Source organism: Streptomyces sp. NPDC127108 (genome assembly GCF_042677545.1).
GTDB lineage: Bacteria > Actinomycetota > Actinomycetes > Streptomycetales > Streptomycetaceae > Streptomyces.
On the sequence record NZ_JBHXTE010000015.1, the window covers coordinates 133,433 to 154,904 of the forward strand.

Sequence of the window (21,472 nt, forward strand, 5' to 3'; positions counted from 1 at the left end):
ACTCTACCTGTTGACACTGTCAATGGACTCTGGGTTGGTGAACTACGGTTCCGAGAGCCGTCACCGCTCCGTCGGCAGCACGCTCCCCACAGACGGCGGGGTGGTCACGTCCGCGAACTGGCCGTGGCCTTCCTTGGCGAGGCCCACGAGCCGTACGAGTTGGGCATCCTGCGCCGCCTGATCGCCGCGTTCCACCGCGCTGCGCAGCTCGTCGCGGGCGGCCACGATCTCCTTCCGCAGGGTCGCCGGATAGGCGTCCTGTTCGGCCAGTCGGATGGTCATGAGGGAGGTCCGGACCGCCGGGTCGATACCGGCCCAGAGGTCCTCCACGCGTTCGGTGTTCGCCCGCATGGCGTCTGGGTCCATGGCCTTGCGTGCGTCCATGACCGCCTCGGCGCCTTCCCGTAGTTCTTCCAGGAGCGGCGGCGGCAGCAGCCCGCGCCCGCTCCGGGAGGTGATGCTCGCCTGCGCGTGGGCACTTCGAACCCGCGTGCACAGGTCCAGGGTGGTGCGGGCGGATTCCAGGAGCCCGTCCAGGGAACGGCCCACGGTCTCTCCCTTGGCGAGCGCCGCCAAGTCGGCCTGGGCCTCGGTGAGAGCGTCGAGTTCGGCGGCGGTCAGATCGTGCTTGAAGCCGACCAGGAAGCGGGCGTACCGGTCGTGGAGTTCGGCTGCCTTCCGGCCCGTACCTGTGGAGACCAAGCTGCGGCGGAGCTCCGCGCCTCGCCAGTCGCCGGAGCCGAGGCGGTACTGCAAGGCGACGGTCCGGTCGGCATCGAGCTTCGCCTGAACGGTGAGCGGCACCTCTCCGCGGAGCCCCTCGGTGCGTTCGTCGACGAAGCTCCCGCAGAACTCGTTGCGCTGCGCCGAGCGCAGGTGTGGTCCTTCCCAGAGCTGGAAGCGCACGGATGCGCCGTTGTCGCTGCGTACCGCGAGGTCGTCGACCCGGTGCCATTCGGTCGGGTAGTGGGTGCCGCCGGGGAAGAGGACCTTGAGGGTGCCGTCGTCCAGCTCAAGACCGATGTGCTGGGCCGTGACCTGCTGGGGGAGTGCGGTGCCGAAGTCGCCGCCGCAGAACGAGCAGTTGCTGAGACCGGGGACGTTGACCATTGCGCAGCCGGGGCACTTCAGTCCCCCCATGTCCAGTGGCGCGTCGCAGTCGAGGCACGCGGTCGCGGAGGCGGGGTTGTCGTCGCGGCCGCACTCCGGGCACTCCGTGCGGATCTTCGCCGGGGTGGCAGCCCGTAGTCCGGACAGAACCGTGGCGCACACGGGGCAGACGGCGGTGAGTTCGGGTGCAGGCACGTGGCAGCCCGGGCAGTCCACGGTGGCGGCACCGAGGAGCGGGGTGTCACAGGACGGGCAGGCGTCCTCGGTGACGGGGATGCCCTCGATGGTGCAGCTCTCGGCAGGGCAGTCGAGGGTGTCGAGGAGACCTGCCTCCACGGCGGCACCGTGCGCGACGGCCATCATGGGGTCCACCGCGTCCGAGACCGTGTCCTCGCCGAAGAGCCCCTGAAGATCACGCCGGACGGCAGGGATGCGGGTGGAGCCGCCGACCAGGAGGACCTGCTGGATGTCCTCGGGCAGAGAGCCGCTCTCCGTCAGCACCGACGAGACCGTGTCACACATCCGGCCGAGGTGCTCGGTGAGGAGCTTCTCGAAGTCGGTACGCCGTACCGTCCCCGACCAGGATCCGCCCTGGTGACCGAGCGGTGCGAGCGTCACGTCGAATGCGTCCCGCGCGGACAGTTCGACCTTCGCGCGCTCGGCGGCGGCCCGGATGCGGGAGGCGTCGCCTTCGCCGCCGTGGTCACGTCCGTCGAGCCGCTCGCGCAAGTGGCGGTCCAGCAGCGCGTCGAAGTCCGCACCGCCGAGGAGGTTGTCCCCACCCAGCTGATCCACCGAGAAGTAGCCGGGGCCGATCGTCAGCAGGGACACGTCGAAGGTGCCGCCGCCAAGGTCGAAGACGAGCAGGGTGGCGTAGTCCGGGGTCCCGTTCTCGCCCGGCCTGATACCGAAGGCGTGCGCGGCGGCGGTCGGTTCCTTCACGATGCGCGCCACATGGAACCCGGCCAGCCGTCCGGCTTCGCGCACCGCATGGGTCTGCGGCTCGGCGAAGTACGCCGGCACTGTGATCACCGCACGCCGGAACGGCACTCCCGCTGTGTCCTCGGCATCCTTCTTCAGCCGTCGCAGCAGGACGGCGGAGACCTGCACGGGGGAGAGGTAGTGCTCGCCGAGCCGGATCTCCACCGAGCCGTCGGCTCCGGCCCGCACCGGCGGCGCGTCGTCCGGACGCGTGGCGAGTGCCTGCTGTACGAGGTCGTCGTCCCAGCGCCGCCCGATCAGCCGCTTGACCTCGGTGATGACGGAACGCGGATCCCCCGCACGCCAGTTGAGAGCCTCCTGCCCCACCAGCAAGGCGCCTCGGGAGTCGATTCCGAGGGCGGACGGGGTGGCCGGATCGCCGTGCCGGTTGGGCAGGACGGCGGGGACGCCGTCGTGCAGCCAGGCCGTGACGGAGTTGGTGGTGCCGAGGTCGATACCGAGAGTCCGGTGCATGGCAGGGTGCTTCCTGATCGTCATGGAGCGTCGGAGGCGAACGGGGCGGTGCGGTGTTCGGTTCAGGTACGGCGGGAGCGGCGTCCGCGCCAGGCCGAGGGCTTGTGTTGCAGGCGGCGCCGTTGGGAGCGGGTGGTGCGCTGTGGCTGCGCCCGCTTGCCACCTGAAGCGGCAATCGTGACCGAGGGCTCGGGCTCGGGTTCGGGCTCCGGTGCCGGTCCAGGCACGGAGATGACCACCCGCGGGGCCCGCAGGACGGCGCCGCCCAGGCGGAAGCCGGTGAGCTTTTCCCTGAGCACCGTGCCTTCCGGCCAGGTCGGATGCGGTTCCGTACCGACGACGCGCATCTCCGCCGGATCGACGACCCGGCCCATCACGTCCACCGGGACGACGTCGTGCTGGGCCAACTCGCTGCGGAGCATCCGTTGCGCCGCATCGACCTGCTCGCTCAGCGCGATCGCGGCCGAGACCGCCTCGCGTGGGGACCGCGCCTCCTGCAGGGAACCGGCCCGTCGGCGTGTGTCCGCGAGGACGTCGTCCAGCGGCAGCAGCGCGGTCAGCAGGTCACGCAATCGGGCCTCGGACTCATCGCGCTTGCGGGACAACCCCTCCACCCGGCGCCGCAGCTTGTCGACTTCGGACGGCGGGCTGGTGGCCACGGCCGGGGCGGGATCGGTCACGGACACTCCTCGGAGGCTTGCGGGGGCAAGGGCGGGGTGAGCATTTCGGCGACGAGTGCGGCGACGGGACTGCGAGAGGCTTGGTCGGCGCGCTCGATGAGCCCGTGCCTGACCGGATCCTGTCGGGCCTTCGCCAGCGCTTGTGCCGCCTGCCTGCGCAGGGGCTGGGGGCGGGTGCCCGGCGCGATGCTGGGCACGAGTTCGTGAAGCGTGGGGCCGAACCACGGAATCGGGGGGAGTTCGCTGTCACCACCGTTCGGGGCGGCGGACGTGTCGGTGGATGCGCCGGTGGTCAAAAGAGAGCCTCCTGTCCGGTGTCGCCATGACCGTGCCTGCCGGAGCGAGGCCCGGGGCTCGGGCCGAAGAGCAGGCCCTGGTCGGGCAGCCCGGCGCCGATCCGCTCCGCGCACACGCGGTCGTGCTGCGCCCCGTCAGGATCACCGGCCTGCTCGCGCTCCTGGGCGCGGTTCAAGTAGGCGGATTCCACGGTCTGATCGAAACGGGCACTCACACCGGTCCGCATCAGATCCCGGAGGAACAGCTCGATGACGTCCGACGGGGACGCGGTGGCTTCCAGGTGCTCCGCGAGCAGGCGAACGGCGGTGTCCAGCTGCTCCCTGACCTGGCTGGTCCGGCCAGGGCCCGCGATGCCCACGGCCATGCTCAGCAGTTCGACACGGCGCTCCATGGTGGTGCGGAGGCCGTCGGTGTCGGGGGCAGCGGTGGCGGTCATCGCCAGTTCCGCGTAGTGGTCGCCGAGCCATTTCCGGGCCGGTTCGCACTCGGGGTCACGTTCGAGCAGACCCTGCACGTCGTCGACACAGAGCTTGTCCCCCCGATCGAGTTCCGCCCTCAGGTGGCCGTCGAGGCCCGACCGGGCGTCCGGGTCCCCGGGCGTCACGTCCAGGGCGCGCGCGAAACGCCTACGGCTCTGCGCCGGGTCGCTCGTGAAGACCCGCCGGCCCTGACGCACCAGCTCGGCGGTCAACTCAGCGGCCACGGATGTGTCCTGTGGCAGGAGGGCATGGGCCAGGTCGAGGCCCTGGATCCGTGTGACGGGTGAGTTACCGCGACCGGTGTTGGTCCGCCCGACGTTCGCTGCGGCGCGCAGTACGGCCTGCTGTTCCTTGGCCGCGAGGCTGCGTCCGAGCTGCGCTGCCGTACTGAAGTCGGAGAGCGCCGAGGTCCACTCACCGGCCCGCACCCGGTCCTGGGCCCGCCCCGCCAGAGCCTGGCCCAGCGCGTCGGCGCAAGCACGGTGGTCGGGGGCGTCCACGGTCCAGGCGGTCGTGTCCGGATGGCGCGCGGTGTAGGTGTCGAGGAGGTCGATATGGCGGCCATGCCGTACGAGATGACCGGCGGCGAGCCCGAGGGGGATGAGACCGTCGGGCTCTGCGGCGGAGGGGACGACGACGGGGTCGAGGCCGTCGCGCTCGGCCTCCCAGGCTGTCCGCCAAGCGGAGAGGGCGTCGCGGCCGGCTCGGACGTCCAGGGCGTGCAGCAGGTCGGTGACGCGTCCGTGCAGATGTTGGCGGGCTTCCTCCCAGAGCTTCTCGGGTACGGGGGTGTCGCGCCGTTCGCTGAGGAGCCCGTGGAAGTCGCCCGGATCCTCCTCGTCCAGGAGGTGTGCCCACAGGACGATCGCGAGCGCGGCGGTAGCGGCTTCGGTGTGCCGTCCCTCTTCGCTCAGCCTGCGCAGGGCACTCACTGCAAGAGAGTGGACGATGCCTGTGTCCGCTCGGCCCAGGTCGTCTCGGTCAGGGCACCATCGGGCCGCCTCCGGCCAGCTGCCCGCACGAGCGGCCAGGGCGGCGCGGAGTATGGCGTAACGCATCGAGGTGTCGTCGGCGTCAGAGGTGCCGAACTCGTGCTGAAACCGCTGGAGGAGCGGTCGTACGGGGCGGAACTCCGCACGCAGAAAAGCGTGTTCGGCATCGAGCAGGAGGCCGTGTGCCGTGACGGTCCGGTCGGGTTCGCCGGTGTCTTTCACCTGCACGGTCTGTCGTCCCCCATGATCCCCGTCCTACAAGGGACCACCGTAGGGAGGCGTGTTGGCAACGTCAACGCGCGATCGGGAGGGATGGCTGATTTGCGTTGGGTGCCTCTCAGGCCGGACTGGTCAGTTCGGCTCGCACGGTCTTGCCGCTGGGTGGGGGAGCGTTTCCCAGTGGTCGGCGATCGCGGCGACGAAGGCGAGGCCGCGTCCGTTGGTGTGGAGTGCCGTGTCGGAGGAGGCGACGGTCGCGGGACGCGGCTGCGGCCATCTGTCGCCGCGTGCATCGGTTACGTCGATGCGGAGCCGGCCGGCCGAGGTGTCGAACGCGAGGGTCAGCCGGAAGCTACGACCGGACAGGCGCCCGTGGAGTACGGCGTTCGCGGCGAGCTCCGCGACGACGATCTCGGCACGCTCTGTGAGATCCGGCGGGGCGCCCCAGGACCGCAGTTGGCTCACGCTGGGCAGCCGGGCGAGGCGGGCACCACGCGGGGTGGGGGAGAGCAGCTGCGTGAAGGTGAGGGAGGAGGTGGTGAGTTGGGGCGCCGGATGCCGGACGAGGCGTTCATGGAGCGGGCGAAGGGGGCGACCGGCGGCACGGGTGGGCTGTGGCGGGCTGCGCGTCATTTGAGCCAGGGGGAGGTGGGGCTGGCGGCCTGGTTCCGGCGGTGGGCTCGGCTGGAGCGGGAGGCGGTGAGTCTGTGTACGTATGAGTGTCGGCTGGTGCCGGGGTTGTTGCAGTCGGAGGCGTATGCGCGGGCGGTGTTCGACAACAGCATTCCGCTGCTGACCGATGAGCAGACGGAGGCGCAGCTCACTGCGCGTATGGAACGGCAGCGGATGTTGACGGAGCGTTCGACGATGCCGTTCAGCTTCATCGTGGAGGAGTCGGTGCTGCGGCGCAGGCTGGGTGGAGTGCGCGTGCATGCGAGCCTGCTGAATCATGCGCTGGAGCTCACCGCGCCGCGCAACGTGACGTTCCAAGTGGTGCCGCTGGAGTCGGAGTTCCATGGGTGCTTGGACGGGCCGGTGCAGTTGTTGGAAACCCCGGCGGGGCAGCGACTCGGTTACTCCGAAGGTCAGCAGAATGGGCGGTTGATCTCCGATCCAAAAGAGGTGAGTCTGCTCTGCCGACGCTATGACACACTGCGCTCGCAGGCCCTGAACCCGATGGAATCACGGGACCTGCTGGAGCGACTGCGAGACGAGCTGTGAGCAGCGATACGACGGGACTCGCCTGGTTCAAGTCCAGCTACAGCGGCAGCCAGGGTGACAGTTGCGTGGAGATAGCGATCGCCGAACAGGCCGTCCACGTAAGGGACTCCAAGGACGTGAGCCGCCCGGCCTTCGCGGTGGGGCGTGAGGCGTGGTCGCGGTTCGCGGGGTTCGTGGCGGACGTCTGAGCGGAGGGGTAAGCGCGATGGCGTTCAGTGAATTCTGCGGAGTGTCATCGCGTGCATGCTGGCCATGTTCTATCCGGCGTCTGCTTGAGGATCGTCATCCTCGTCGGCCGCCAGTGCGGCTGGTAGAGGCAACCCGTACTTGTCGCACAGAAAACGCGTCTGGCAGTACCGCTGGGCGTCTGCAGCCACTCTGCCGAGGATCGCGGCATTCATTCCGGCACCGATGAGCACACCCACGACTGGCACGACCTTGGCGACGTTCTGCACGGGCACCCTGGAGCCGGCCGGACCCAGCTGCTGCATCAGCTTTTCAAGGGCGGCCAGGAGACGGTGGTCCTGCCGGAGCTTCGCCGACCACTTCACGCGTCCTTTGACCGCGCTCGCCGCCCGTGCGGTCTCACTCAGCGGCTTGGCTTTTGCCGCCTGCGCCATGAAGGACCGTCGTACCAGGCGTTCGATGAAGTCCTGTTCCTTAGGGTCCTTGGCGTCGTAGCCGTAGGCGTATGCGATGCGTGACGCGATCGACGTGCTCAGGACCTGGACGACGAGGATGTCTGCGGTCATCGCGGCGGGGATGCCGGCGACGGGGATCATGGCGAGCAGGCCCATGGCGCCGCCTTCGAAGGCCCCGGCGGTCCTCCACTTGAGCGTGTTGCGGGTCAGCAGCCGGTCGCAGACCTTGAGGTCTTGCTGCCGTATTTCGGTGAAACTGTCGATGTTGAGGCCCTGCTTGTGGGCGAGCTTCTCGACGTTCGTCGGGTCGTTGAGTTCCATGGCCCAGTCATTGACCAGTTCCACCAACGCTGCAGCGCCTGCGAGCGCCGGTCGCATGGCCTTGTCGGCGACTGCGTCGCCTGCGCGACGTATTGGCTCCGAGATCGCCTCTGGTACCGCGTCGGTCACCCGTCTCGCGGCGTTCCCCGCGACCTCTCCGGTGCGGTTGAGTGCGGTGTTCGCCCAATTCGGCAGGCCGCGGCGGTTGTTGCGGCGCTGCCAGTGTTCGTTGAGCGTGTCCCATACCTGGCTCTCGTATGCGCTCATCGGGGTTGTGGCGTCGAGGAGTTGGTCGGCGTGCGTGCTCATCGTGGTTCTCCGTTTCGGCTGTGATCGGTGGGGCCACGATGGGCTGGCCTTCGGCGCGTGGCTGAGGCCGCAGTGTGGAGGCTGCGGTGTTGTACGGGGCCACGCGGCGGTCAGCTCCTGGAGCGGGCCCGGGTGCGTCGGGCCCGCTCCAGGTCGATGTGCTGGCCGGGGTGACGTGCTGTCAGGCGGGGTGCCTGGGGCCCTGGCCGGGGGGCGGCGTGAGGGTCGAGCGGTAGGTGCCGGACTCGCCCTCGGTGAGGGGGTTCTCCAGGGTGAGGCCGGCGGCGGCCATGCGGTCGTACTCGGCGAGGATCAGGTTCTTGGTGCGGTACTCGCCGTGCGCCTTGATGTCGTTGTCGCGGGTGACGTTGAAGGTGTCCAGGATGTACGCCGTGTCGTCGCGGGTGATGCCGTAGAGGTGGAAGAAGAGGGCGTCCAGTTCGGCGCGGATGATGGCTCGGCGGTCTTCGTCCCAGCGGAAGGGGGTGCCGGAGTCGCCGAGGTCGTTGGCGAACGGGCGCATGTCGGTTGCGGTGTAGGTGAGTTCGAGCACGCGAGGAGAGATGAAGTCGGTGTGTGGTGTGAGCTGGTCGGGGGTGTGCACCGGCATCTGCTGGATGTACCCGTAGGTGAGGTGCGTGCCGCCGATCTTCTGGCGGACGGTGTAGTCGCAGGCCATGGATGACCAGGCAGCGGCAAGTAGCAGAGCATGGCTCGACAGGGCGGGGAGGGCCAGAGGATACGGATGGCCGAAACCGTGGGCCGGAGCGGCTGCCGCGATCAGCGTTCGTTCGTTGCTCTTGTTAGTGATGTCACGCCATCCCATCACCCAGCCCCGGTGCCACCCCTTGGCCGCTAGACGATTGTGGACGCCCGGTTCCATAATCGGTTTTCCATCACTGTCGACTTCCTCAGTCAGAAATTCTTGCTCAGGCACCCAGTAGCGGGGCACCGGTACAGCAGAAGCATCCTGATGCTGTTCCATCGTGAACCGAGGAAGCGTGCCCTTGTTGAGTTGCTTCTCCGTGGCATTCTCGTACGTAGAGAAGCGGTGGTCGTAGTGGTGGAGCATCTTTGCCTCGTATAGCGGGAGCATGCGTTCTTCGCCGCGAACGAACACGTTTCCGTCTAGGGTCCAGCCGCTCTTGAGTAGGTCGTCGAGCGTCTCGTCGTTCTGTGCGGCCGGGCGGAACAAGTGGGAGTCGTGCGACATTTCGAACATGCGCATGAATGAAATACCCCAAGGGTTCCCTCCTGCCCTATCAGCTTCCTTGATCAGGACAGGGATTCGACGGTAGATGCCCAGCGTGATATCCGCGTCTCGCTTGTAGTTGAACACGGGACAGGTTCCGGTGTTCGGGTTCATGGTCAGAATGTCCTCGGCTGTGAGCAGGTATCTTCGATCAGTGATCTGCTCGGGTTGCCGTACTTTGAAGGCCATCTGGATCGGCTCATGAAGATTGCCTGAACCGCGCAGCATGAACAGGCAGAAGCGCAGCTGGTTATGAACCTCGGGGAAGACTTTGTCCTCGTTCTCGAAGTCGTAGAGAGCCGCGACCTGACCCTTCGTGACAAGATCCTTGAAGAAATACTGAGTGCGCGAGTCTGTCGCAATGCCGGTGGGGATAATAACGCCGGTGCGTCCGCGATTAGAGGTGAGGATGCGATCACTCTCGGCGAAGAGTGCGTAGAGGTTGAGATTTCCTTGTCCGGTCAGGGGATACCGCGCTGAGGTACGCCAGAAGTGGCTCTCGCCGTACACCTTGCGCTTGGCGTCCTCGTATTCCCTGTACAGCCGGGCGGTGTCCGGGTCGTCCTTGAGCTCGCGGATCTTCTTCTTGCGCGCGGCCGTGTTGTTGGTTGCCGAAATCTCCGGAGCGCGTACAGCGAAGAATTCCGTCTCCGGAAAGTTCACACTATCCCACGGCGGATTCCCCACCACCGCGTCGAACCCCCCGGCCCACCCCGTTCCCGGCTGAACCCCAATTCCCGACTCCGGAACGGAGAAGACCTCCGGAAACTCCAAGTGCCAGTGAAAGAAGCTGTACTCATCCCGCAGTCGCAGAATGAACTTGTGCGTGTCATCCGGCACTGCAGACTGATCCCGCCCCCGCAACGCCCGAAACACCTGGTCGGTAGGCGCCTCCGGCGCACCCTCCCGCTTGGGCCACACAAACGCGGCGCACCATGCGTCGGCAGCATGCAGGTCCTGCACATACGCGGTCGATTCGGTGTAGGCCTGATAGGCAGACTCCTGAGCCCGCACCTGTTCCAAGAGGTTGGCAGGCGCAGCCGTAATGCTGGCTAGCTCGGCGGCGTAACGCTCGTTCCCCGGCAACGCATCCGCATCAAACAGCAGCTCGTCCTGCCCGCCCCGCTGAGCCTTGTTCCGCTTGACGAGCCCGGCCGCATACTTCCGATCGTCCCCCTCGATCGGCTTGAACGCGTCATCCGGAACACCGTCCGCCAACAACTTCGGCGTCGCTCCGATCAAGCCGTTCCCCTGCTTCACATGGGCATCCAGGAACCCGAGCGGCTTGCCCGGTTCCATCGCCTCGATCCACAAGGACACCTTGGCCAACTCCACGGCCATCGGGTTGAGATCGACGCCGTAGATGCACCGCGCGACGACCTCATGCAACGCATGCCGCATCGCATCGACCGTCGGCTCAGGGTTCCGCACCCGCACCGACGCCACCCGCTTGGCGATACGCCGAGCCGAAGCGACAAGGAAGTGTCCCGACCCACAAGCAGGGTCACACACCGTCAGCGACAGCAGCTCCTCGACGATGTCATCCGCCGGGTCGGGCCGCCCACCCTCAGTGGCCCGCTGCTCACCCCGCTTGACCGCATCGTCTATCACCGGGTCCAGCGTCGTATCCAGCAGACACTCGATCAGCGACGACGGCGTGTAGTAACTCCCTGTCGTCTTACGGCTGTTCCCCGCCACCTCGATCAACTCAAACGAGCGATCCGTCGCCGAGTGCTTCGGCTCCAGCTCCAGCAGGGACTCGTACACCGAGCCCAACTCCTCGGCATCCAGATGCCGATAGTCGACCGCCCGCCACCGCCGCGCACCCGGGTCACGGACCTGAGCGAGGTGCCGTACAGCCGCAAGCAGCGACTCATTGGAAAGCCTCAGCCCCTCCAGCGGTGCATCGGCCTCCTTCTGGGAGAACAACCCGCCAAGACCAGGCAGCCCCAGCTCACGGCGGCCACCCTCCGTCCCCAGCGCGTCAAGAACGATCCGCAGCGCCTCGTACTGATCACCATGAGCCGTCCCCTGACGCCGCCGCGCCCGCTCCCGCAGCCGTGCCGACGAGAAGTACCGCTCGTACGCCTCCCGCTGCCGCTCGCCGGCGTCCGGGTCGAGCAGCGCCCCACGGTCTTCCGCGACGAACACGAACAACAGCCGATAGACCAGCCGCAGCAACGCATCCCGAAGCGCTTTCGGATCTACGTCCTCCCGCAGCCGGACATTCTCCGGGTGCCGAAGGAACCCGGTACCCAGCACCGTCAGTGCGTTCTGAACCCCCAGTCGCAGCTGATCCAGAGCCCGCGCGCCCGAAGTGACCGCCTCCGTACGCCACTTCTCCAGCCAGCACCCCGAAGCGGCCGCCCCCTCCGGCACCTCGAACCGGGACGCGTGCAGCAGGCTGTACAGCAGCACGAACTCGCTGAACAGCTCACCGTCAAACAAGGCCTCAAGGTCGAACTCGACATACGCGGCCGTAGAGAAAGACGACGAGTCGCGCAGCAGACGCAGACGGCGGCCATTGGTGAGGACCGCCCACAGGTGGGCCTCCGTACGGTTCAGGCAGTCCTGGAGCATCGACTGCGCCGGGACCTGCCCCGCCGCCGGGCGCTTGTCCAACTCCTGGTTCCACGGGATCAGGTGGACCAGGGCTGGACCATGCCGGTGCGACACCGGGAACCGTTTCTCCGGGTCCGAGTCGGCCGGGATACCCGCCGCGCCGACCTCCGTCAGCGCACCGAAGTCCAGCTTCCGGAAGAGCTGCGCGAGCCAGTCGGTACCGGACCGGCCCGTCGGGTCGGGGGCGGGGGCCCCGGTGTTCGGGTTCGAGGGCAGGGCCTTGCGCAGGTCACGCCAGAGCGGCTTCAGATACTCCCAGGCGCGCTCGGCCTCGTCGCGTACCGGGACCGAGGCGGGCAGGCCGTAGTCGGCGGACTTGGTGCCCGGCAGGTTCCGCGCCTCGGCGATGCGCAGCAGCATGTCGGCGGGGAGCAACCCGCCGACCGTGGTGACGGCCGTGAAGGCCAGGGCGGTGCGGGTGGCGGTGACGGGCATCAGGCTTCGGCTCCGGACACAGTAGAAGCGGGCTGCTGCGGCAGGTAGACGTACACACCGAGGACGTCGGCGGGCTCCTGCGGGACGACCTTCAGGCCGCGGACGATCTCCTCGTTGGCCTTGCGCACGCGGCGGTGCGAGGCGTCGAGTTCGGCTGCCAGGCTCGTGCCGTACTCCGTGAGATGCCCGGCCAGATCCGGCAGACCGTCCAGCGCACGGCCGATCTGGTTGCGGGCGAGCTGCTCATGGGTGTTGGCACTGGCCCGCGCGGCCAGCAGCGCGGCGGCCGCTTCGTCGTCCAGCCAGCGGGCACGCGACGGCATTCCCTCGTAGGCGAGCAGCCGTGCGTCCTCCGCGACCAACTGCCGCTCACCGGTGCGGGACGGCAGCGTCAGATGGAAGCGGTAGCGGACCAGCAGGAGCGTGGTCCGGATCGTCACCGCGTCCGTCGTCACCACACCGCAGCGGCGTGCCGGGCGCGGGCCGGGGGTGTTCGCGTCGAGCGCCGAGTCCAGGACGTACGAGGCGATCGCACCGATCGCCGGGTCGGTGCGGACCAGCGCGGCCTCGCCCCGGCCGATCGCCGGTGTCGTACGGAACGGGATCTCCCGGTCCTCCTCGATCAGCCGACCCCCGAGGGTCGCTGCGAGCGCGTCCCGCAGGCCGGCCGGAGCGCCACCGGCCTGAGCCGTGAAGTCGCCGCTGTCGTCGCGCCCAGAAAATGTCGCAGTGCGGACCAGGGCGTCCAGGTCGCGCAGTGCCTCCAGGGCGAAGTCGCGCACCTCGTCGGCGCCGCCGAGCGCGGCCCGTACGGCGGCGACCTCCCGGGCCACCTCCTCCGGGTGGATGCTGCGCTGGGCGTACTTGGACTGGGAGGTCTTCTCCCGCTCGGCGGCCGAGGACCACTCGCGTTGGATGCGGTCGAAGGACTCCTGGTGGCTGTCGAGCTCGAACAGGCTCTCCTGGCTGCCCTGACGGCCGTGCAGCAGCAGCCACTCGACCACGGCGTCCGTCACCCCGGAAGCCGTCTCGTCGGGGACGGAGACCGAGATGCCCAGGTCTTTCTTGATCTGCCGGTGCTTGGCGAACAGCACCTCCAGGACCTTGCCGTCGATGCCGTTGTCCTCGCCGAACATGGTGATGACCCGAACCTGGTCGCGCTTCTGGCCGTAGCGGTCGACGCGGCCCTCGCGCTGGTCGTGGCGGGTCGGGTTCCAGGCCAGGTCGTAGTGGACGACGGCGTCGAAGTGGTGCTGGAGGTTGACGCCCTCGGAGAGGCAGTCGGTGGCGATCAGCACGCGGCGGACGGCCTGATCGCCCGCTTCCTCGGCGGACTCGGCGGATTCGGCGGCGAGCTGCTCGATGCGCTCCAGACGCTGCTGCGGGGAGAGGGTGCCGGTCACCGCGGCGATCTTCGTCTTCTTGCCGAGCTTGCCGTCGAGCTGGGCGGCCAGGTAGTCGGCGGTCGGGATGTATCGGCAGAAGACGATCGGGTGGTAGCCCTCGGCGATCAGGCTCTTCAGGTGCTTGGTGAGAGCTTTGAGCTTCACGTCTTCCGCCGGGCCGACCAACTCCGCTGCTCGCTGCGAGAGTTCGAGCAGCCGGGCACCCGCCTCCTCCGACTCGGCGGCGCCCGGAGCGACGTCCATGCCCTCCAGGCGGTCGTTCTCGGCGGAGTCGGCGGCGACCGGGGCGCCCAGCACGTCCGCCTCCTGCGCGGTGCGGGCGGCGGCGGACTCCGAGCGGGTCTTCAGGGTCTGGGCGGCGGCGGCCGGGGAGGAAACCATCGAGCGCAGCAACGCGATCACCGACCACCAGGCGACCCGGGCCTCCCGCTTGCCCTGCTCGCCGGCGGCCTGGACGCGGTCCCTGGCGTAGGCGATGGCGTCGTCGAGCAGCGCCCGGTAGGCGGGGCTGAGCTTGTACGGCTCGTCCTTCGTCCAGCGGTCGGACGGGAACGCGGTCCGCTCGGCCAGAGAGTCGTCGCTGAGGCCGTCCTCCTTGGTGAGGTAGGTACGGACGTCGGCACGCTTGCGGGCCACGAAGTACTCGGCGAGCTTCACCCGCCCGGCCTTGGACTCCAGGTCCAGCGTGGCGAGTTCGGGGCGCACCAGGCCGAGCAGGTTGCGGAAGGCGGACTCCTTGCCGGAGTGCGGGGTCGCGGTCAGCAGCAGGAGGTGGCGGTCGGCGTCCGCGGAGATCCGGCGCAGCAGCTCGTAGCGGAGCTGGTTGGAGGAGGACGAGGCGCTGCCCTGCCCGGCGTCGTCGGCGGCCACGCAGCTGTGGGCCTCGTCGACGATCACCAGGTCGGGGCAGTTCCGTACGAAGTCCTCGCGGTGCCGGGTCGACTTGATGAAGTCCGTCGAGATGATCGTGTACGGGTGCTTGTCGAACAGGGACTGGCCCAGCTCCAGGCCGCGTTCGAGCCGCGTCACCGTGGAGGCCAGGACCAGCTCGGCGTCGATGCCGAACTTCTCCCGCAGCTCACCCTGCCACTGCTCGGCCAGCGCGGGGGAGCACAGCACCGCCAGCCGGGTCGCCTCGCCCTGCGCGAGCAACTCCTTGGCGATCAGGCCGGCCTCGACCGTCTTGCCGATGCCGACGTCGTCCGAGATCAGCAGCCGTACCGTGCGCTGCCGCAGAGCCATCAGCAGCGGAACCAGCTGGTAGGCCCTGGGCTCCACCGCGATCGACGCCAGCGAGCGGAAGGGGCCCGCACCCGACCGGAACCCGATGCGCAGCGCCGTGCGCAGCAGACCGGCGGCCCGCTGATCGCCCAGGTCGGTCGGGCTCGGCGCCGCGAACTCGGCCGGCCGTACGTCCTCGAAGGCGGGGAAGACAGCCGCGATGTCGTCCTCGCTCCCGCCCAGCGGGCGCAGCACCAGCATGTCGGAGGCGCTCTCGGGCAGCACCACCCATTCCCGGCCCCGGGCGGCGACCAGGGAGCCGGCTGTGTACGTGAGGCTCATGAGTTGTCTCGGTTCCTAAAGGTCGTGAAGGTCGTGAAGGTCGGGAGCCGCTGAGACGAGCAACGAACGTGGTGCGGTCAACGGAGGTGGAAGTAGAGGGCGTTGGTGTCCGCGATGGTGTCCCAGTCGGCGTCCGTAGGGAACCGCACGACGTCCCAGCCGGCGTCCTCCAGGCGATACCCGGCCTCCATGTCGCGGGTGGAGTCGGGGGTGTGGCCCGGGAGGTCGACGAACACGGCGAGGTTGGCGCCGTCCAGCCGGAAGACGAGGTCCGGGCAGGCCCCGGCCTCCGGGACGAGGACTTCCACCTCGTCCGGCAGCCGGTAGCCCTTCGCCCTCAACCAGCCGAGCAGATCGCCCTGCGCGACCAGGGCCGCCAGATCCGCCTCCACCGGGGTCGGCGAGGTGCTCGCGGTGGCCAGCCTGCGGAACTGTTCGCTGCGGGACTCACCACGGTCCTCCCGTTCGGTGAGGGCCTCGGCCAGCCGGACCAGCAGCGGACGGGCGGCGTGCCGGCTCAGCTGGCGGTGGTGCGTCTGGTTGGCGTAGGTCAGCAGGCAGGCGTAGCAGCCACGTGCGCATTTCTCGCCGTCCGTCGGCCCGCCCTCGTCCTCACCGGTGTCCGGGTCGAAGTGGCAGATCTCCAGGGCGGTCCTCGAGGCCTTGGCGAGGGCGTCCTTCTCGTGCTGGATCCGGCGCAGCACACCGGCGCCGCCCTCGGCGGCCTCCGTGAACAGCATGCGGCGGCGCGGACCCTCGTCCGGCGGGAGCAGCTCCGCGGTCAGCTCGGAGTCCTCCAGTTCGAACGCCGCCTCGATGCCCCGCTCCAGCGCGTACAGGAACGACCATGCCACCGGCTCGGGCAGCGGCTCCTCCAAGGTGACCACGAGAATGTTGCGGCGGTCCTCCACGAAGGGCAGGACCCGCTTCTTGCGGCGCTTCTCGTTGCCGTCCTCGTCGACCACCGGCATACCCGTGCCCTCGATGGCGTCGGCGGCGGCCCGGTCGTTGAGCCAGCGGCCGTCGCCGAGGTCCAGCCAGTAGCCGTCCGGCTCATCCTCCTTGTCGCGGACGCGGCCGAGGTTGGTGATGCGCACGGTCGCGGAGTCGCCGTAGTCCAGGTCGAGAACGGGAGCCCCGTCGCCGTCGGCGACATGCGAGGTGAGGCGTCCCTTGCGGGCGCCGTGGTCCTGGAAGGCGTACGAGGTCTCCAGCCGGAAACCGGCCCGGCGGCGCTCCTCCTCGTCGGAGGAGATCCGCTCGCGCGGCGTGGTGTACACGGTGTGCAGGTGCAGAAGGCCGGTGCGCTTGCCGCGCAGTTCCTCCTTGCACATGTCGCACTGGTCGAGGCCGGGCTTGACGACGTAGTGGTAGCCGCAGCCGTCGCAGCGCCGGGCCTCCGCCGTCGCCAGCTCGCCCGAGGCGTCCGGCGGCAGTTGGACGCGGGTGACCTGGTAGCGGGCGCCCTCGTGGTAGATGAGCGCACCGGGGCCGAACTCGCGGATCGCGAGGAACCGGGGGCGCTGCAGATAGTCGCCGTCGGCGTTGCGACGGTTGCCGGAGCGCGGGATGTACGCGGCCAGCGGCAGCCGCGGGAAGCTGTAGCCGGGCAGGAACCCCTCGGACGCCAGATAGCGGTACGGGTTGAAGTCGCTCATCACCGACTTGCTGTCGGTGGAGCGGTTCAGCAGCAGATTCGTCTGGGTCTCGGCCTCCCGGCGGCGGCTGCGCGCCCGGCTCTGCTCGCCCTGTGTGAGGGTGTGGTCGACGACCCGCTTGTTCTGCTCGTACTGGTCGATGACAGCGGCCCGGAACAGCTGGCGCCACCGGTCGAAGGCCGCGTCGAACTCCTGCGGGGCCCGCTCGATCCGGTCCTCGATCCACTCGTCGTACCACCAGGTGGTCGACTCGAAGTCCGCGATCAGCGGAGCGAGCACGGTACGGGCGGTGGCGGTCGCGCGCCTGCGGGCGTCCTCGTCCAGGGACCGGTTGAGAATGTCGGAGCGGAGCGGGAGCGGCATCTGCGGATCGGGGCGGTCGTCACCGTCCGGGTCGTAGGCCACATCGACCACTTCCGGAATCGCGATGCCGAGCTGCATCTCCGTCTCCGCCAGCCAGATGCCCTGCAGATGCGAGCGGACGAGATCCTCGTTGGCCAGGTCGAGGCGCGGTGGGGCCACCTGACCCGACACCATGTCCTGGGAGCGCCGGAAGTAGTACTGGTCGTGGCTGTTGCCCGTCGCGCAGTACGTGGTCACGAGCGCGGGCTGACCGGAACGTCCCGCGCGACCCGAGCGCTGCGCGTAGTTCGCCGGGGTCGGCGGCACATTGCGCATCAGCACGGCGTTGAGCGAGGAGATGTCCACGCCCAACTCCATCGTCGGCGAGCAGTACAGGAGAGGCAGGTTGGCCTTTCGGAACTGTTCCTCGCGCTCCAGCCGGTCCTCCGGGAGGACCTGGGCGGTGTGCTCGCGTGCGTACAGACCGGCCAGTTCGGCGGCCGCGGTGCGGTACAGGTCGCGGAAGAACGGGTTGACGCGCGGGCCCTCGCCACTGCTGTAGGTGCGCGCGAGCGGGTCGACCGCGCCGCGTTCGCCGTTCCCGGCCCGCCAGATCAGCGCTGCGGCCGACACCCGGTAACCGGTGCGCTTCTGCGCCGCGCGGCGTCGGTAGGCCGGGCCGGAGAGCTCGGGGGTCGCGTCCACCTCGCGCACCAGGTCGGCGTCGACCAGTACCTTCAACAGGTCCTCGATGACGCCCTGGACGTCGTCCAGGGTCACGGACTGCTCGCGCAGCTCGGGCATGTTCCGCCGCAGGTACTTGCCGAACTTGCCGCGGGCCGACAGGAACAGCGCGGAGCGCTCCATACCCGGCCGCGAGCCGTACGGGTAGGCGGTTCCGACAGTCGGGCGGTCGCTCTCGCTCAGCACCCACGCCCCGGTCAGCCGCTCCTCGCTCGCCCGCTGCAGGGTGTCGAAGTCGTCGCGGAAGTACTGGACGTCGATGGCCAGCGCCCGACGCATGAAATCGAGCAGAGTACGGGCGATCTCCTCGCGCAGCGCCGGATCGGCGTCCCGCAGCACAGCGTGCGCGGACTGCCAGCGCTCGTCGGCGGCGGCGAGCCAGTCCAGGTCCTCGTAGTCGATCCTGAGCAGCCCCGTCTGTTCCAGGTTCGGCATCGTGATACGCCAGCCGCGTTCCAGGTCGCGGTAGAGGCGGTACCCGACGACGTCCCGGAAGGCCTTCACGGCCCGGCGCTCCATGGCCGGGGTCAGGTTCGCGACGTCCGTGAACTCGGCGGGCGTCAGACACATCACCTCGGTGACGGCCTCGGCGAGGTCGTCGTGGCTGAGGCCCTCCTCACCGGCCCGGACTGCGGCCTGGTACAGGGCGCCCCGCAACTGGGTCACCTGGGCGAAGTCGTTGAAGTGCCCGGCCTGCAGCGAGGCGTCCTGCCGGTTGTCCACGAAGGTCAGGAGCTTGCGCGCCTCCTTGCCCAGGCTCTCCTCCGGCACCGCCCGCAGGGACTTCACGATCGACGCGGAGATCAGCGAAGTCGCCGAGGAACGCCCCTCCTGGTCCAGGGTGGCCAGTTTGGCGAAGTCCCGGCCGCGGGTCTGCTCGTAGGACACCTGGCAGTGCACACAGAACAGGAACGGCGCCGGGACGAACGCCGCCACCAGCCCCTCACCCGATTCGTGGCCGTGGGCGTCCACGACGACCCGCTTGGGCACCCGGGGCCGGTAGGACTTCTTGACGACCGTCACACCCTGCGCGTCCGACTCCAGCCAGGACTCCGGCAACCGCCGGTCGTCCACGGCCTTCTGAGGGTCGGCCGGCCACTCGTAGTCCTCGCCGGGCATGCCCAGGTACAGGTAGCCCTCGCCCGCGCGGCCGCCCGAGGCGGAGGTGTCGCGCCGCGGCTCGTACCGAAATGCGCCGTTCTCCTCCGTCCGCCAGACGGTCAGGTACTCCTGGCCGCACTCACGGCAGAACGCCAGCGGGAACAGCGGCTCGCCGTCGCTGTCCGGCTGCTCCAGCTGGTAGGTGCGGGTCAGCGGCCGGGTGAGCGGATCCTCGAGCGTGGTGAAGACGGTGTCGCCCTTGGAGAGGAACTGGTGCAGCCGGAACGCGAACAGCGGCCGCTCGGTCACCGGATGCTTGGCCTGCGCGCCCGCCTCCAGGGTCGTGCGGATCGCCTCCCGCACGGTCTCCTCGGGCACCCCGGACGCCGCAGCCAGCTCGGCCGCCGCTTCCTCGACGGTTCCCGGGGCGCAGCGCCGCAGTCTTTCTGTCCCTTCCTCGCGCTCCAGACCGAACCGGGACTCGACCCAGCGGGCCAGTGGATCCTTCGTCAGCGCGTCGTACGAGCGGGGCGCAGCCGGCACCCGAAGCCGCTCGGCGGGCACGCTTTCGGAGGCCTCGTCGGTCGCCCGGACCAGGGTCTCGCCGATGACCCGCTTCGGCAGCACCGTCGTACCGAACAACCGGCCGGCGACCTTCGCCACCTCACGCTGCTGGTCTTCCCAGGAGCCCTCGGTGGACATGGTCGCCGAGGTGCCGATGCACTGGAGGGTCGCGGACGCGCGGCAGGCCTCACGCACCCGGCGGATGAGGAACGCCACGTCCGCGCCCTGTCGGCCGCGGTAGGTGTGCAGCTCGTCGAAGACGAGAAACTGCAGCCCCTCGGCCATGCGGATCAGGCTGGACCGGTCGTCCGGCCGGGTCAGCATCAGCTCCAGCATCACGTAGTTGGTCAGCAGGATGTCCGGGGGGTTCTTGCGCAGTTCCCGACGGTCCTCCTTGGACTCCTGACCGGTGTAGCGGGCGAAGGTGACCGGCTCCCGGCCCTTTCCGAAGCCGTGGCGCAGATACTTCTCCAACTCGCCCAACTGCGAGTTGGCCAGCGCGTTCATCGGGTAGACGACGATCGCACGCACCCGGCCACCCGCATCGGGGCCGACAGCCTGACGTTCCTTCAGCACACGGTCCACGATCGGGACGATGTACGACAGCGACTTGCCGGAACCGGTGCCCGTGGTGAGTACGTAGGAGTCGCCCGCCTGTGCGGCATCGATCGCCTGCCGCTGATGAAGGTGGAAGGTCAGCGGACGCCCGTCGGGGCGCGGCGAGCTCTCCTTCTTGTCGGCCTGGAAGATCTCCGCGCATTTCGGGTGGAGCACGCCGTCCCGTACGAGATCGGTGACCTGACCGCCGTCCGCGAAGAACGGGTTCAGCGACAACCAGGGGTCGGGCCACTGGGACTTCGCCGCCAGATCGTCCTCGACGAAGCCGGCGATGCGGGCGTCCCGGATCACCGTGGCGCTCTTGGTGAAGCTCTCGTACTCGCTGATGAGATCGGAGTGGATACCGAAGACGTCCATCGCCTCGGGCAGACGAGGCTCTCTGCGCGGCACGGGCGTGGATGCGGCAGGGGTGGGCTGGGGGAGGAGGGCGCGCAGTCGCGCCACCGGGTCCATGACCTGCCAGTGCGGAGCCAGCAGGACGGCCGTGTCGTCCGGTGCGAAGGCGAGCGGGACCAGCGTCTCACGAACCAAGGCGGCGTTGTCGGGCCGGAGTTCGGCCTCCTTCTCCAGGAGGCGATCCACCAGCCGGACCAGTTCGGCTGGCAGATCCGGGCGCACCAGGGTCAGCCGCGGCGGCCGCTCGTGCTGATGCTGTTCGGAGAGCTCGTAGGGGGTTCTCGCGGAGAACGGCGGCCGCCCTATCAGCAGTTCGTACAGGATGCAGCCGAGCGCGTAGAGATCGGCCGACGCGGAGACCCGTTCGGCACGGAACTGCTCGGGCGCCATGTAGCGAGCCGTGCCGACGCTGACGCCCGTACTGGTCAGCCGCGTCTGGTCAGGATCGTCGACGACCGAACCCATACCGAAGTCGAGGACCTTGACGGTGCCGTCGCGGGTCAGCATCGCATTGGCCGGCTTCAGATCGCGGTGGACGACCCCCGCGGTGTGCGCGGCGGCCAGCCCGGCGGCGAGCTGCGCCCCGAGGGCGGCGACCCAGGAGACCGGCAGCTGGGGTTCTTCGTCGATGAGGCCGGCGAGCGGATGGCCGTCCAGCAACTCCATGGCCAGATAGGGCAGTCCGCTGCCGCCCGGCGCCTCGTCCACACCACCGTCGATCAGCAGGGTGAGGTTCGGGTGCCCCTGGGAGAGCATGCGCATGATCCGCACTTCACGGCGGAAGCGGTCGATCTCCGTGCCGGACCCCGAGGCGTCGACAGCGATCCCGGTCCGGCTCCGCAGCACGGTCTTCACGGCGATCTGCCGGTGCGGGGAGTCCGGGGCGGCCTGAAGGTCTTCGGCACGGTGTACCTCGCCCATGTTCCCGCGGCCCAGGATCCCCGTGATCCGGAACCGCCCGGCGACCGTCTCCTGGCCCACTGGCCCTCCCTGCTCTCACCCGTCGCATACAAGGTGGGTACATTCCGTAGGGAGCGTATACCTTCA

9 protein-coding genes and 1 pseudogene are annotated in these 21,472 nt (G+C 69.0%); 2 read left to right on the plus strand and 8 right to left on the minus strand.

The features are described from left to right. Window positions 1-60 precede the first annotated feature (60 nt). From ACFVHO_RS15155 to ACFVHO_RS15170, 4 genes are all read right to left on the minus strand, one after another. Complete coding sequence (locus tag ACFVHO_RS15155; protein ID WP_385713641.1) at window positions 61-2,565, minus strand: Hsp70 family protein; 2,505 nt, start codon at window positions 2,563-2,565, stop codon at window positions 61-63. A 62-nt stretch (window positions 2,566-2,627) separates the two neighbouring features. After that, window positions 2,628-3,245, minus strand: a complete 618-nt coding sequence (gene grpE / locus ACFVHO_RS15160; protein ID WP_385713643.1) for a nucleotide exchange factor GrpE — start codon at window positions 3,243-3,245, stop codon at window positions 2,628-2,630. A 292-nt stretch (window positions 3,246-3,537) separates the two neighbouring features. Then, entirely contained in the window at window positions 3,538-4,953 is a 1,416-nt protein-coding gene (locus ACFVHO_RS15165; protein ID WP_385713645.1) for a hypothetical protein, read from the minus strand. A 411-nt stretch (window positions 4,954-5,364) separates the two neighbouring features. Further along, on the minus strand, window positions 5,365-5,865 hold the full coding sequence (locus ACFVHO_RS15170; RefSeq protein WP_385713647.1) for an ATP-binding protein: 501 nt from the start codon (window positions 5,863-5,865) through the stop codon (window positions 5,365-5,367). Between ACFVHO_RS15170 and ACFVHO_RS15175 the strand changes: the two are divergent. Together ACFVHO_RS15175 and ACFVHO_RS15180 are read left to right on the plus strand one after the other, a co-directional pair. Continuing rightward, window positions 5,773-6,453: pseudogene (locus tag ACFVHO_RS15175) on the plus strand (DUF5753 domain-containing protein); the annotation flags it as partial. The gene ACFVHO_RS15170 and the pseudogene ACFVHO_RS15175 overlap by 93 nt on opposite strands. Further along, on the plus strand, window positions 6,450-6,641 hold the full coding sequence (locus ACFVHO_RS15180; protein ID WP_385713649.1) for a DUF397 domain-containing protein: 192 nt from the start codon (window positions 6,450-6,452) through the stop codon (window positions 6,639-6,641). The pseudogene ACFVHO_RS15175 and the gene ACFVHO_RS15180, both read left to right, overlap by 4 nt. A gap of 69 nt (window positions 6,642-6,710) precedes the next feature. Here the strand turns inward: ACFVHO_RS15180 and ACFVHO_RS15185 are convergent, their stop codons facing one another. The 4 genes from ACFVHO_RS15185 to ACFVHO_RS15200 form a co-directional block, all read right to left on the minus strand. Then, on the minus strand, window positions 6,711-7,724 hold the full coding sequence (locus ACFVHO_RS15185; protein ID WP_385713651.1) for an EcsC family protein: 1,014 nt from the start codon (window positions 7,722-7,724) through the stop codon (window positions 6,711-6,713). Window positions 7,725-7,905: 181 nt separating this feature from the next. Beyond that, window positions 7,906-12,033, minus strand: a complete 4,128-nt coding sequence (locus ACFVHO_RS15190) for an Eco57I restriction-modification methylase domain-containing protein (RefSeq protein WP_385713653.1) — start codon at window positions 12,031-12,033, stop codon at window positions 7,906-7,908. Continuing rightward, the gene (locus tag ACFVHO_RS15195; RefSeq protein WP_385713655.1) at window positions 12,033-15,002 is read right to left on the minus strand and encodes a DEAD/DEAH box helicase; all 2,970 of its coding nucleotides are present in this window, start codon (window positions 15,000-15,002) and stop codon (window positions 12,033-12,035) included. The genes ACFVHO_RS15190 and ACFVHO_RS15195 overlap by 1 nt, the downstream gene beginning before the upstream one ends. 77 nt (window positions 15,003-15,079) lie before the next feature. Further along, window positions 15,080-21,406 carry a protein kinase gene (locus tag ACFVHO_RS15200; protein WP_385713657.1) on the minus strand — a complete coding sequence of 2,109 codons (6,327 nt, stop codon included), beginning with the start codon at window positions 21,404-21,406 and terminating at the stop codon, window positions 15,080-15,082. Window positions 21,407-21,472: the final 66 nt, after the last annotated feature.

Coding starts and splice junctions, on each gene's coding strand:
- ACFVHO_RS15155 (WP_385713641.1), bottom strand. CDS start 2,565: ATGCACCGGACTCTCGGTATCGACCTCGGCACCACCAACTCCGTCACG.
- ACFVHO_RS15170 (WP_385713647.1), bottom strand. CDS start 5,865: ATGACGCGCAGCCCGCCACAGCCCACCCGTGCCGCCGGTCGCCCCCTT.
- ACFVHO_RS15185 (WP_385713651.1), bottom strand. CDS start 7,724: ATGAGCACGCACGCCGACCAACTCCTCGACGCCACAACCCCGATGAGC.
- ACFVHO_RS15190 (WP_385713653.1), bottom strand. CDS start 12,033: ATGCCCGTCACCGCCACCCGCACCGCCCTGGCCTTCACGGCCGTCACC.
- ACFVHO_RS15195 (WP_385713655.1), bottom strand. CDS start 15,002: ATGAGCCTCACGTACACAGCCGGCTCCCTGGTCGCCGCCCGGGGCCGG.